The sequence below is a fragment of the Citrobacter sp. Cf125 genome (assembly GCF_030333935.1).
Lineage (GTDB): Bacteria > Pseudomonadota > Gammaproteobacteria > Enterobacterales > Enterobacteriaceae > Citrobacter > Citrobacter freundii.
Genome location: NZ_JAOWEY010000016.1, coordinates 380,068 through 393,812 on the forward strand (window position 1 = coordinate 380,068; position 13,745 = coordinate 393,812).

General features: G+C 51.3%; 12 protein-coding genes and 1 other annotated feature. Of the genes, 5 read left to right on the forward strand and 7 right to left on the reverse strand.

Features of this window, described 5'->3' with window-relative positions:
- Positions 1–172: 172 nt before the first annotated feature.
- From OGV89_RS02950 to OGV89_RS02960, 3 genes are read left to right on the forward strand one after another with little or no spacing between them, the layout of a single operon-like run.
- The gene (locus tag OGV89_RS02950; RefSeq protein WP_003844442.1) at positions 173–1,498 is read left to right on the forward strand and encodes a PTS sugar transporter subunit IIC; all 1,326 of its coding nucleotides are present in this window, start codon (positions 173–175) and stop codon (positions 1,496–1,498) included.
- A gap of 27 nt (positions 1,499–1,525) precedes the next feature.
- The gene (locus OGV89_RS02955; RefSeq protein ID WP_286558127.1) at positions 1,526–1,855 is read left to right on the forward strand and encodes a PTS sugar transporter subunit IIB; all 330 of its coding nucleotides are present in this window, start codon (positions 1,526–1,528) and stop codon (positions 1,853–1,855) included.
- A 9-nt stretch (positions 1,856–1,864) separates the two neighbouring features.
- Positions 1,865–3,349, forward strand: a complete 1,485-nt coding sequence (locus tag OGV89_RS02960; RefSeq protein WP_071685674.1) for a sulfatase — start codon at positions 1,865–1,867, stop codon at positions 3,347–3,349.
- Here the strand turns inward: OGV89_RS02960 and OGV89_RS02965 are convergent.
- From OGV89_RS02965 to ibpA, 3 genes are all read right to left on the reverse strand, one after another.
- Complete coding sequence (locus tag OGV89_RS02965) at positions 3,346–5,007, reverse strand: putative transporter (RefSeq protein WP_044714262.1); 1,662 nt, start codon at positions 5,005–5,007, stop codon at positions 3,346–3,348. The genes OGV89_RS02960 and OGV89_RS02965 overlap by 4 nt on opposite strands.
- 124 nt (positions 5,008–5,131) lie before the next feature.
- Positions 5,132–5,560 carry a small heat shock chaperone IbpB gene (gene ibpB / locus OGV89_RS02970; RefSeq protein ID WP_003840609.1) on the reverse strand — a complete coding sequence of 143 codons (429 nt, stop codon included), beginning with the start codon at positions 5,558–5,560 and terminating at the stop codon, positions 5,132–5,134.
- 92 nt (positions 5,561–5,652) lie between these two features.
- The gene (gene ibpA, locus OGV89_RS02975) at positions 5,653–6,066 is read right to left on the reverse strand and encodes a small heat shock chaperone IbpA (RefSeq protein ID WP_003023882.1); all 414 of its coding nucleotides are present in this window, start codon (positions 6,064–6,066) and stop codon (positions 5,653–5,655) included.
- Positions 6,060–6,132, reverse strand: a sequence feature (ROSE (Repression Of Heat Shock gene Expression) occurs in the 5'-region of heat shock genes and acts as an RNA thermometer to modulate expression.). It overlaps the preceding gene by 7 nt.
- A gap of 238 nt (positions 6,133–6,370) precedes the next feature.
- Here ibpA and OGV89_RS02980 point away from each other — a divergent pair.
- Entirely contained in the window at positions 6,371–6,703 is a 333-nt protein-coding gene (locus tag OGV89_RS02980) for a YceK/YidQ family lipoprotein (RefSeq protein WP_003840607.1), read from the forward strand.
- 1 nt (position 6,704) lies between these two features.
- On the opposite strand, the gene OGV89_RS02985 is transcribed toward OGV89_RS02980, so the two are convergent.
- A complete protein-coding gene (locus OGV89_RS02985) occupies positions 6,705–7,931 on the reverse strand; it encodes a YidR family protein (RefSeq protein WP_286558131.1) in 1,227 nt (408 codons plus the stop codon).
- Between the two features lie 99 nt (positions 7,932–8,030).
- Here OGV89_RS02985 and cbrA point away from each other — a divergent pair, with 99 nt between their 5' ends.
- The gene (cbrA, locus tag OGV89_RS02990; protein ID WP_087879407.1) at positions 8,031–9,149 is read left to right on the forward strand and encodes a colicin M resistance lipid reductase CbrA; all 1,119 of its coding nucleotides are present in this window, start codon (positions 8,031–8,033) and stop codon (positions 9,147–9,149) included.
- 4 nt (positions 9,150–9,153) lie between these two features.
- Here cbrA and yidA read toward each other — a convergent pair whose 3' ends face one another.
- The 3 genes from yidA to recF form a co-directional block, all read right to left on the reverse strand.
- Complete coding sequence (gene yidA, locus OGV89_RS02995) at positions 9,154–9,966, reverse strand: sugar-phosphatase (protein WP_003840602.1); 813 nt, start codon at positions 9,964–9,966, stop codon at positions 9,154–9,156.
- A gap of 206 nt (positions 9,967–10,172) precedes the next feature.
- Positions 10,173–12,587, reverse strand: coding sequence for a DNA topoisomerase (ATP-hydrolyzing) subunit B (gyrB, locus tag OGV89_RS03000; RefSeq protein WP_003844435.1), 2,415 nt, complete (start codon positions 12,585–12,587; stop codon positions 10,173–10,175).
- 28 nt (positions 12,588–12,615) lie between these two features.
- A complete protein-coding gene (recF, locus tag OGV89_RS03005; RefSeq protein ID WP_121540575.1) occupies positions 12,616–13,689 on the reverse strand; it encodes a DNA replication/repair protein RecF in 1,074 nt (357 codons plus the stop codon).
- Between the last annotated feature and the right edge of the window lie 56 nt (positions 13,690–13,745).

Consider the following 13,745-nt stretch of genomic DNA (forward strand, 5'->3'; position numbering starts at 1 on the left):
TTTTGCAAATTAAATCACAAAAAATCACAAACAATCTTTTAATGAGCAATTTTGATTATTAGAGTGATTTTAGATTCATAAAAATATGTCACAGAAACAAATAGTCGTCCGTTACTGAATGAGTATCACCAACTTTGATCTGGAAGCGAATATCATGGAGGTTGACTGAACTATGTTTTCTGAATTTATCGATGTAATACAATCTTTTCTAACAGAACCCGCCATTCTAATAGGATTGTTAGTCGGTTTGGGGTATGCCCTTGATAAAAAACCGCTAATTAAAATTATTACTGGTATGGTCAGCGCGATGGTTGGGTTGATGATGGTGTTATTTGGCGGCTTCCAATTTTCAGCCACCTTTAAGCCTGTCGCTGATGCAGTCAGTAAATCTTACGGTATTCATGGTTATTTAATGGATTCGTATGCCATGAAAGCCGCCACCCAAATTGCTCTCGGGGATAACTTTGGTTATGTGGGCTACGTTTTCGTGTTGGCCTTTTTCACAAACCTTTTGCTGGTATTATTTGGCCGCTATACACGTGTAAAAGGGATCTTCTTAACCGGTAACACCGGAGTTTCCCACTCGCAGGCCGTACTCTGGTTGATCGTATTCTGGTTAGGTTTTGGTTGGGTACAGTCAATCATCATTGCTGGTGTTTTAACGGGTATTTTCTGGGCCTTTGCCACAACGTTAATCGCTAAACCCGTTGCGAAAATCACCAATAATGCCGGTTTTACTATCGCCCATAATCAGATGCTCGGGATCTGGTTTTTTTCAAAATTTGCCCACCTGTTTGGCGATGCCGAAAAACAGGATGCAGAAAACATGAAGCTGCCAGGTTGGCTGGCAATTTTTAACCATAACGTTACCGCCATTGCGATTGTGATGACCCTGTTCGTCGGCGGATTTCTGCTGTCGACCGGTATTGAAAATGTTCAATTGATGGCAAAAGGTAAACCCTGGTATATCTATATTATCAACCTCGGACTGCAGTTTTCCATGTATATGGTCATTCTCCTGCAGGGTGTGAGAATGATGGTTGGGGAAATAAATGCCTCCTTTAAAGGCTGGCAAGATCGTTTAATTCCCGATGCAATTCCGGCAGTAGATGTTGCCGCTTTATTACCTTTTTCACCAAATGCAGCCACGCTTGGATTCATCTTCTGCACCTTCGGCACCATATTTTCGATGGGCATCCTGCTGATTACCAAAAGCCCTATTATGGTATTACCTGGTTTTGTGCCCCTTTTCTTCTCTGGCGGTCCTATTGGTGTTTTAGCCAACCGGATGGGAGGTTATCGCTCCGTTATCATTTGTACATTCCTGCTGGGGATAATTCAAACCTTCGGCACAGTATGGGCAATTCCCTTAACAGGTCTGGCAGCAGAAGGGGTTGGCTGGACCGGAATATTTGACTGGGCGACATTATGGCCTGCCATTTGCGAATTACTAAAACTGATCGCCACTGTATTCAATCTGGGCCCTTACGCGGGCTAACTAACTTTGCATAAAAAGGATATCGTCATGAAAGACAAAATTAACCTTCTGTTTGTTTGCGGCTATGGTGTCGGGAGTAGCGTAATGTTACAGACGGTCGTCAAAAAAGCGTTGGCTAAATATGATTTCCAGCTCGAATTTGCGATGGAACATACAGCAGCAGGCGAAGTAGGTGGATTTACTGAATGGGCTGATATCTATGCCATTTCAAAAAAACTGATTGATGTCGTCAGTCTGGATCCGCGCCATGGTCAATACCTTATACCCATCGAAAATATTATGGACGGAGAAACCATTGGTAAGCAGATTTACGCGGTGATTGAGGCGCATTTCCCACACTTGTTATCTGCCCGGTAAGGAGCAGTGATGAAAGCGATTATCCTGCTATTCGACAGCCTGAATAAACATTATCTGCCACCTTATGGCGATATGATCACCCAGGCTCCCAACTTCCAACGCCTGGCCGCACACTGTACGACGTTCAACAACAGTTATGTTGGCAGCATGCCCTGTATGCCAGCCCGTCGAGAATTGCACACAGGTCGACATAACTTTTTGCACAGGGAGTGGGGACCACTGGAGCCATTTGACGACTCAATGCCAGAGTTACTGAAAAAAGCGGGGGTCTACACACATCTAATCAGTGACCATCTGCATTATTGGGAGGACGGCGGTGGTAACTATCATAACCGCTACAACTCTTGGGAAATCATTCGTGGTCAGGAAGGCGATCACTGGAAAGCCAGTGTTGCAGATCCCGCTATTCCTGAGGTGTTACGCGTGCCCCAGAAACAGACCGGTGGAGGTGTTTCAGGGTTATGGCGACATGACTGGGTAAACCGAAATTACATACAGCAGGAAGCAGACTTCCCGCAAACCTGCGTCTTTACCGCGGGATGTGAATTCCTCGAAAAAAACGCTAAACAGGACAACTGGTTGTTGCAGGTCGAAACCTTCGATCCGCATGAACCTTTTTATACAACCGAAGAGTATCTCTCCTTGTATCAGGATCCCTGGGATGGCCCACATTACGACTGGCCCAGGGGCAAGGTTGAAGAAAGCGCAGAGGCGGTAGAGCATATTCGCTGCCGATATCGGGCCCTTGTGTCAATGTGCGATCGCAATCTGGGACGTATTCTCGACCTGATGGACCGTTTTGACATGTGGAACGACACGATGCTCATTGTCGGTACCGACCATGGTTTCCTACTTGGAGAGCATGGGTGGTGGGCAAAAAATCAGATGCCGTACTACAACGAAGTGGCAAACAATCCTTTATTTATCTGGGACCCACGTGGTGGTCAGCGGGGTGTTCAACGTAACGCTCTGGTTCAGATGATTGACTGGGCGCCGACACTATTGGAGTTCTTTAACCAACCAATCCCTGCTGATGTGCAGGGTCATCCACTGGCGAAAATCCTTGCGGATGACACTCCAGTCCGTGATGCGGCCCTGTTTGGCGTTTTCAGTGGGCATGTCAATGTCACCGATGGCCGCTATGTCTATATGCGCGCGGCGCTACCCGGACGTGAGAATGACATTGCGAACTACACCCTGATGCCAATCAAGATGAATACTCGCTTTGATGTGGCGGAATTACAGTCGTTAACACTGTCCCCTCCATTTAGCTTTACCAAAGGGGTTAAAACGTTGCGTATTCCGTCCCGAGAGAAATACCCAGGAATCAATCGCACGGGCCATTTGTTGTTCGATTTGCACACCGACCCGCAACAGCTTACGCCAATCGATGATAAAGAGGTGGAGGAGCGGATGATTGCCCTGTTGGTACGTCTACTAAAAGAGAGCGACGCTCCAGCAGAGCAATTTATTAGACTGGGTTTAACGCTTTAACCCATTCCCCAGAAGATCACCGCCAACAGTTGCGGGGTGATAATCCTCAGGAACATAACCAGCGGATAAACGGTGGCGTAGGAGAGCGCTGCCGCCCCGCTGGTGGCATGCAGGTTGTTAGCAAACGCCAGCGCAGGAGGATCGGTCATTGAGCCGGCCAGCATGCCGCACAGCGTCAGATAGTTCATTTTGGCGAATATCCGCGCCAGCAAGCCCACGGTAATGAGCGGAATCGCGGTAATGAAAATACCGTAGCCCACCCAGCTCAGACCATCGCCCTGCGTCAGGGTATGAACAAAATCACCGCCTGACTTCAGACCAACCACCGCGAGAAACAGTACGATACCCAACTCTCGCAGCGCCAGGTTAGCGCTGGGAGGCATAAACCAGTACAGCTTACCGATGCTGCCAATACGTCCAAGAATCAAAGCCATAATCAGCGGCCCACCAGCCAGCCCCAGCTTCAACGCCACCGGGAAACCCGGGATAAACAGCGGGATTGACCCCAGCAGAACACCCAGTCCGATACCGATAAATACCGGCAGCATCTGCACCTGCTGCAGTTTTTGCTGCGCGTTACCAACAACATTGGCAACGGCGTCAATCGACGAAGGGCGCCCAACCAGATTGAGGATGTCCCCGAATTGCAGGCTGGCGTCGCTGCTGGCTACCAGCTCAACCCCCGCACGGTTCAGGCGGGAGATCACCACGTCGTAACGTTCTTTAAAGTGCAGATCGCGGATACGTTTACCCAGCACTTGTTCGTTGGTCACCACCACGCGCTCAACGCGTAAATCAGTCCCGCGTGTCGACAACGATGTGTCCACCTCCTGACCAATCACCACCTGCGCGTTGTGCAGATCGGCTGGCTGCCCGACCAGGTGTAACAGGTCGCCCATCTGGATAACCGTTCCCGGCGATGGCACCATCAATGTCTCGTCACGTTTCAGACGCGAGCAGATGATTTTGTCGCTGTTCAGGATCGGAACATCCTGAATTGCCATATTGTTGATGTTTGGGTTTTCCACACGGATGTTCATCGTCTGAATCAGTGCGTGCCCGTTGGTTAGCGTGGATTCATGCTGCTGGGCTTCAGCATCGACGTTAACGCGGAAAATAAGGCGCATCAGCCACATGGTGAGTAAAATTCCGCAAATGCCGAAAGGATAAGCCATGGCATAGCTCATCCCCATCTGGTCTACCACATCGCCAGGGGTACCCAGATCGCGCAGAATTTGCTGCCCGGCACCCAACGCCGGGGTATTGGTGACCGCCCCGGAGAATATACCCAGTACCACAGGAAGAGGAATGGCAAAAAGCTTATGCAGAATCGCGGTGACCAGGCCACCCATGATGACAATCAGCACGGCAAACAGATTCAGCCGCAGGCCCGAAACGCGCAATGACGCAAAAAAGCCCGGTCCGACCTGGATACCGATGGTGTAGACGAACAGGATCAGGCCAAATTCCTGAATAAAATGCAGCATATCGCCGCTCAGGGTCATCCCTGCCTGATCGACAAAATGCCCGACAATAATACCGCCGAACAGTACACCTCCGATGCCAAAACCCACACCACGTATTTTTACGTTGCCGATCCATAATCCGACAACCGCCACTAATGCCAGAACGCTGACCGTCAATGCTATATCACTCATTATCTTGTTCCCTGTGAATAACATCATTAAGTAAATGGATTCTCGCAGAGTACAGTCGCAATGTATGGGTGGTAAAGCACAAAAAAGCCCCGTCATTTCTGGCGGGGCAAAGGCATGGAGCTATTTAACTATTTAATGCGGGACGTTCGCTGATAGCGATACGTTGTGGAGCAATGGCTTCAGGTTCATTCCGGGTCAAATCGATATGCAGCAAGCCGTTAGTGAAGCTTGCGCCGGAGACCTCCATATTTTCAGCCAGCGTAAAGCTCAGGCTGAACGGCTGAATGACCAGCCCCTGGTGCAACCATTTGGTCTCTTTTTCCGGCTGCTGCGGCGTACCTTTCACGGTCAGGCGCGTACCTTCCAGTTGAATATCCAAATCTTCCTGGCGGAAACCGGCTAACGCAAGGGTAATGCGGTAGTGGTTATCATCGCTCTTTTCGATGTTATAAGGCGGGAAGCTCTGGCTTTCACCGGTGTTTTGCAAAGCATTGGCCAGTTTGTCAAAACCGATCCATTGACGCAGCAGTGGGGATAAATCGTAGTTACGCATAATAATCTCCTTCTAAGAAGCGAGTAGGTACCTTTCGGCTCCCTGACGGCAAGCCGATGACTTAGCAAGGCCGCCTGAAGCGGCCTATAGAATTAGTTGATTTCGATGCGGCGCGGCTTATTCGCTTCAGGAATCACGCGCTCAAGATCGATATACAGCAGACCATTTACCAGGTTTGCGCCGCGAACATGAATGTTCTCCGCTAACTGGAACTTACGTTCGAAGTTGCGCTCGGCAATACCCTGATACAGGTAAGTACGTTCTTTTTGATCGTCCGCATGGGCGCCTTTCACCACCAGCAGATTATCCTGGGCAGTAATTTCCAGTTCGCTTTCAGCAAAACCGGCAACGGCAATTGCAATGCGGTAATGGTTTTCGTCTACCAGCTCAACGTTGTACGGAGGGTAGCCGCCATTGCTTTGGCCCTGATTGTTTTCCAGCAGGTTAAACAGACGGTCAAAACCAATAGCAGAACGGTACAGCGGGGATAAATCAAAGTTACGCATAATTAATAGCTCCTGAAATCAGCGAGAATAATTGACCTTCCATCATGGACAGGTCAGGTAGCCAGGACACCCATCAGGCATGCCCTTCATTTGTCTACACTCTAAAAATGGGTCTTAATACAAACTTTTCAAGCGTATTCATCTGACTTTTTTTGCAGTTTGTTGTCTATTGCATACACTGGGGGGAGCAGTTGTTCTCGTTAAATCGCGATGGCCGCCACAGTGCGACGAAATGGTGATGTTATTTTCGCAACGGATCGCTTTAACTCACCATGCAAACACGATAAATACAGATGAATAAATGATGATTAAAAAAATGTTGGTAACACTGACGATGTGTAGTGGGATAGCGTTTGTAAGCGGCTGTTCTAGCATCATGTCGCATACCGGTGGCAAAGAAGGGACATATCCTGGCACGCGAGCCAGTGCCACAATGATTAGCGAAAGTGATACGAACTGGGGAACCAAGTCGCTGGCAATTCTGGATATGCCTTTCACCGCGGTGCTCGATACGGTATTGCTACCGTGGGATCTCTTTCGCAAAGACAACTCGGTGAGATCCCGCGTAGAAAAGAGCGAGGAGAGAACCCAGGCCACGAACGCCGTTATTCCCCCGGCAGAAATGTCCGCTCCATAAGTTAACGCCCGGTTTCAGTCACCCACAGCTGGCGGAAACCCTCGACGTCTTCCATCCACGCAACCTGTCGACCATCAGGGGAGAAGACGATCGCATCGGCCGACGGCGGGTTACCATGACGTTCCGTTAAAAAATCAATCTTGCCCGTTTGAACATCACAACAAGCAATTCTGTTCTCCAGTACAAATCCCAGCCATTTCCCCGATGGGTGCCAGTTAAAGGCTGACTGAATATTCGTAGAGCATTGGGTAAGCTGACGCGGTGCACCCCCCTGTGGGGAAATCAGCCATAGCTGCACAATACCGCTGTCATCACGCATTAAAAACGCAATCTCAGACGCCTTTGGATTACTGCGTACCCAATGGCGAGGTTGATTCACCAGCCCCGGGAAGGCGCGCTCATGGGTAAACGTCAGGCGACGTTGGCAAATACCGGATGGCGGCGCAGGCATGGTCATGTCAGTCCCCTCCAGAGGCGCGTCCCCCGGCTGTTTCCAGCCACTTTCATCCAGTGGCAAATCGACAATAAACAATTCCGGTACTTTTTCGCCATTCACTGACAACGTATCGCCGATAAACGCCAGCCTGTTTTCTCCTACCCAGCCCTCTTCATAGGCACGGTTAATCTCATCGCTACCCGGTTTTGGCGTTGGTGTCGTCTGGCTCACCAGCACGCACCAATGGCTGCCACTGTATTCACGCAGATGCTGCGCGGAGACTTTCACCGGCCCATACGGTGCAGCCACGCCGACGTTGCGTAAATCCAGCGCCGCCGAGCGCTCATGCAAAACATGGTCGTTATAGGTGAAACTGACAAACTCACCGTTTGGGCTAAAGACATGCACATGACTCCCGCCACGCAGCGCGCCTGGCGTGTACGGCGCGGTAATATCCATCGCATCCAGATTCTCCACCCCAGCCTGCGTAACAATCATCCCACGACGATGATGGAAGTCGTAATGCCATGTTTCATCAGGATTTTCAGGCCCATGAATGAATACATATTTTTCCGACTTTGGATGAACGGTCACCACGCCAACGTGCGCTCCCTGAGTAACCCGGTAAATCACCTCCAGTTCGCCAGTATGGATATTGACGCGCTCAATTGTTTCACCGGTAAAGGAGGCGCCAGAAGGACGCACATCAAAGACCAGCCACTGGCTGTCCGGTGTCCAGGTGTTAATATTGGTAAGCTGATGATTACGCGGCGTAAAGGTGATTTGCTTCATGGGATGCCCTGATACAAGACGATTAAAGCAATCATACTTCACAAGCACTTCACTTTCAGGCTTTAGCGTATCGCCATCTTCATTTTTGCGGACAGAAAGATGGAACATTTTGACGTGGCGATTATCGGATTAGGTCCGGCAGGCGCAGCGCTGGCGCGGCAGTTGAGCGGAAAAATGCGCGTGATTGCGTTGGATAAAAAACGCCAATGCGGCAACGAAGGTTTCACTAAACCCTGCGGCGGTCTGCTGGCCCCGGACGCCCAGCGTTCGTTTATCCGCGATGGTATAACCTTACCCGTTGATGTCATCGCCAACCCGCAGATTTTTAGCGTTAAAACGGTTGATGTTGCCGCTTCTTTGACGCGTAACTACCAGCGCAGCTACATTAATATCAACCGCCATGCTTTTGATTTATGGCTTAAATCTCTCATCCCTGACGATGTACAGGTGTATCACGACAGCCTGTGTCGGAAAATCTGGCGCGAGGGCGATAAATGGCATGTTATCTTCCGCGCCGACGGTTGGGAGCAGCAGATCACCGCGCGTTATCTGGTGGGGGCAGACGGTGCGAATTCACTGGTGCGCCGTCATCTCTATCCCCAGCACCAAATCCGTAAATATGTCGCTATTCAACAATGGTTTGCGGAGAAACATCCTGTGCCGTTCTATTCCTGTATTTTTGATAACGATGCAACTGATTGTTATTCATGGAGTATCAGCAAAGATGGCTATTTTATCTTTGGTGGCGCCTACCCCATGAAGGACGGACAGGCACGCTTTGACGCGCTGAAGGAGAAGCTGAAAGCGTTCCATTTCCAGTTCGGCAAACCGGTGAAAAGTGAAAAATGTACGGTTCTGTTCCCCTCACGCTGGAAAGACTTTGTCTGCGGAGAGGACAACGCATTTTTGATTGGTGAAGCGGCCGGTTTTATCAGCGCCAGCTCGCTGGAAGGGATTAGCTATGCGCTGGACAGCGCGGAGATCCTCAAATCGGTACTGCTGCGGGATACGCCAGATATGAATCACGCTTACCGTAAAGCTACCCGTAAAATACGTCTCAAACTGTATGGCAAAATCCTGAAAAGCCGGGCACTCACATCAGCATTTTCGCGGAAATGGATAATGCGCAGCGGCGTGGCGCATATTCCCCAGGGAGACCATTCAGCACCACAAATCATGGCTGAAACAGGGCAAATGAAACAAGGCACTTGCCCATAATTTCTTAATTCAGCGCAAACTTCTCAATGGCATACGCGACGCCATCTTCGAGGTTGGATTTGGTCACGAAGTTGGCGATTTCTTTGACTGATGGAATAGCGTTGTCCATGGCAACACCCACGCCTGCGTATTCAATCATCGCGATGTCGTTTTCCTGATCGCCTATCGCCATCACCTCTTCGGCTTTAATACCTAACGCATCGGCCAGCGATTTTACGCCCGTCCCTTTATTGACGCGTTTATCGAGGATTTCGAGGAAATACGGCGCACTTTTCAATACGGTGTACTTCTCTTTTACTTCTGCTGGGATGCGCGAGATGGCTTTATCGAGGATCTCCGGTTCATCAATCATCATCACTTTCAGGAACTGGGTTTCTGGATCCATTTTCTCGGCTTCACAGAACACCAGCGGGATGGTCGCGACAAACGATTCGTGCACCGTGTAGTAGCTGATATCACGGTTCGCGGTATACAGCGTGTTGCGATCGAGCGCGTGGAAATGCGAGCCAACTTCCCGGGAGAGCTGCTCCAGGTAGCGATAATCATCATAGCTCAGCGCGGTTTGCGCAACGGTACTGCCATCGCCTGCTTTCTGCACCAGCGCACCGTTGTAGGTAATGCAGTAGTCACCGGGCTGTTCCATATGTAGTTCTTTCAGATAGCTGTGAACGCCGGCATACGGGCGTCCCGTGGTCAGCACCACATTCACGCCACGCGCGCGCGCTGCGGCAATCGCCGTTTTGACCGCAGGTGAAATGGTGTGATCGGGCAGCAGAAGTGTGCCATCCATGTCGATAGCAATAAGTTTGATAGCCATGAGTTCCCCGGATTAAATGAGTCCGTCCTCATGCTAACGCGATTCCGCTCAAAAAACAGCTACGAAAAGGGGGATAGAAAGGGGAATCGAGATTCCCCTTTTGACAATCGATGGTAGGCCGGATAAGGCCTGAGCCGGCAAACGTAGACGAACTGACTGATGGCGCTTCGCTTATCAGGCCTACAGGAGCAGGCCTGAGGTACATGTTAGATATCGATGTTCGCCGCTTTCAGGGCATTCTCTTCGATAAATGCGCGACGCGGTTCAACGGCATCACCCATCAGCGTGGTGAACAGCTGGTCGGCAGCAATCGCATCCTTCACGGTAACGCGCAGCATACGACGGCTTTCCGGATCCATGGTGGTTTCCCACAGCTGTTCCGGGTTCATCTCGCCCAGACCTTTATAACGCTGGATAGCGAGGCCGCGACGTGACTCTTTCTGCAGCCATTCCAGCGCCTGCTCGAAGCTGGCAACCGGCTGGCGACGCTCGCCACGTTCGATAAACGCATCGTCCTCGATCAGTCCACGCAGCTTCTCGCCGAGCGTACAAATACGACGATATTCGCCACCGGTCACAAATTCATGCTCCAGCGGATAATCGGTATCGACGCCGTGGGTACGCACGCGGATCACCGGCTCGAACAGGTTCAGTTCAGCGTCTTTACGCACAAAGCTGTTCCAGGTGCTGCCGTGAACTTCGTTTTCATTCAGCACGTTAACCAGCTGGGACACCCAGGCAGTGACTTTCGCTTCATCAGCCAGATCGGCTTCAGCCAGCGTCGGCTGATAAACCAGTTCTTTCAGCAGCGCTTTCGGGAAACGACGTTCCATACGGCCAATCATTTTCTGCGTCGCGTTGTATTCAGAAACCAGTTTTTCTAACGCTTCACCCGCCAGAGCTGGTGCGCTGGCGTTGGTGTGCAGCGTGGCGCCATCAAGGGCGATAGAGATCTGGTACTGATCCATCGCTTCATCGTCTTTGATGTACTGTTCCTGCTTGCCTTTCTTCACTTTGTACAGCGGCGGCTGTGCAATGTAAACGTGGCCGCGCTCAACGATTTCCGGCATCTGACGATAGAAGAAGGTCAACAGCAGCGTACGGATGTGCGAGCCGTCGACGTCCGCATCGGTCATGATGATGATGCTGTGATAACGCAGTTTGTCCGGGTTGTACTCGTCGCGACCGATGCCGCAGCCCAGCGCGGTGATCAGCGTCGCCACTTCCTGAGAAGAGAGCATCTTGTCGAAACGCGCCTTCTCAACGTTAAGAATTTTACCCTTGAGCGGCAGAATCGCCTGGTTCTTACGGTTACGTCCCTGCTTCGCAGAGCCGCCCGCTGAGTCCCCTTCCACCAGGTACAGTTCAGAGTGAGCCGGGTCGCGTTCCTGACAGTCCGCCAGTTTGCCCGGCAGACCCGCTAAGTCCAGCGCGCCTTTACGACGGGTCATTTCACGCGCGCGACGTGCAGCTTCACGAGCACGCGCAGCATCAATGATTTTGCCGACGACGATTTTCGCGTCAGACGGGTTTTCCAGCAGGTATTCGCTCAGCAGTTCGTTCATCTGCTGTTCTACCGCCGATTTCACCTCAGAAGAGACCAGCTTGTCTTTGGTCTGGGAGGAGAATTTCGGGTCCGGCACTTTCACGGAAACCACGGCAATCAGGCCTTCACGGGCATCGTCACCGGTGGCACTGACTTTGGCTTTTTTGCTGTAGCCTTCTTTGTCCATGTAGGCGTTCAGGGTACGGGTCATCGCCGCACGGAAGCCTGCAAGGTGAGTACCGCCGTCACGCTGCGGAATGTTGTTGGTGAAGCAGTAGATGTTTTCCTGGAAACCATCGTTCCACTGCAGCGCAACTTCAACGCCGATACCGTCTTTTTCGGTGGAGAAGTAGAAGATATTCGGGTGGATCGGCGTTTTGTTTTTGTTGAGGTATTCAACAAACGCCTTGATGCCACCTTCGTAGTGGAAATGGTCTTCTTTGCCGTCGCGCTTGTCGCGCAGACGAATAGAGACGCCGGAGTTCAGGAATGACAGCTCACGCAGACGCTTCGCCAGAATGTCGTATTCGAACTCAACGACGTTGGTAAAGGTTTCGTGGCTTGGCCAGAAACGGACCTGAGTCCCCGTCATTTCTGTTTCGCCAGTTACTGCCAGCGGCGCCTGCGGCACACCGTGCACGTAAGTTTGCTGATGCACTTTGCCTTCACGACGAATCACCAGTTCCAGCTTCTGTGACAGGGCGTTAACGACGGAAACACCCACACCGTGCAGACCACCGGAAACTTTATAGGAGTTATCATCGAATTTACCGCCTGCGTGCAAAACGGTCATGATAACTTCCGCTGCCGAAACGCCCTCTTCCGGGTGAATACCGGTTGGGATACCACGGCCATCATCGGTAACGGACACGGAGTTGTCAGCGTGAATCGTTACCACGATATCTTTACAGTGACCCGCGAGCGCTTCGTCGATAGCGTTATCTACCACCTCGAATACCATGTGGTGCAGACCGGTGCCGTCATCCGTGTCGCCGATATACATACCCGGGCGCTTACGCACCGCATCCAGTCCTTTCAGGACTTTGATACTGGAGGAGTCATAAGAATTCGACATCAACGTTTCTCGCTCATTTTATCTTGGGTTAATCCGTTATTTTACCCTTTTCCACGGTAAACATCTTCGAATTTTCATCGGACATGTCTATAACGTGTTCAGCGCTGATTGCGCTGACAAAGACCTGAGATTGCGTGGCTTTTAAGCGGCTGGCCAGCAGTCCGCGACGCGCGTCATCCAGTTCAGAGGCAAAATCATCTATCAGGTACAGGCAGCGCCGCCCGCTTTCACGGGTAAGGAACTCCCCTTGCGCCAGACGTAAGGCGCACATCAGCAGCTTTAGCTGCCCACGCGACAACGTATCTTCCACCGGCGCACCGTTGGCGCGAATGCGGAAATCCGCCTTATGCGGACCGTGCGCGGTGTAGGTCAACATTCGATCGCGTTCAAAACTACGTTCCAGCACTTCGGCGTAATCTGTCTCTTTCTCCCAGCCGCGCTGGAAAGAGAAGGAGAGAGAAAACTCGGGAAGAAACTGCTGGCAGGTATCCGCCATATCCTGCGCGATACCAGCGCTGTACTCCGCGCGCCAGGTGCTGATTTGTTCCGCCAGTGGGATCAGTTCTTTATCCCACGGGCGCAGTTGCTCATAACGACTCACCTGGCGCAGCGCTGCATTGCGCTGCTTGAGCAGTCGCTTCAGGTTGCTCCAGGCGGTGAAAAATCCGGCTTCATTGTGAAAGCATCCCCAGTCAAGGAATGCTCTTCTGTATTTGGGGCCGCCATTGAGTAAAGTAAACCCCTCAGGCGTGATCAACTGCATCGGCATCAGGTGCGCCAGTTCCGCGACCTTGTGCCCGTCAGTGCCGTCAATGCGCACTTTGCTGTCACCCAGTTTGTCTTTCGTCAGGCCAATCGACGTCTCACGTTCTTCACCCTGCAAACGCCCGTGTAAAACAAACGACTCCTGCTCGTGGCGAATCACGCGGCCAATCTGCAAACTGCGAAACGCCCGACCATGGCCGAGCGTATAGATGGCTTCCAGCACGCTGGTTTTACCGCTGCCGTTAGCGCCAACCAGAAAGTTAAAGCCGGGAGATAAAGCGAGATCCGCATTTTCAATATTGCGGAAATCTTTAATCAGGAGTCGGGATAGCGACATATCAACTCATAACCAGGGCGTTATCGTCGCAGTTAGTCTGGTTACGGCCAGCGCAC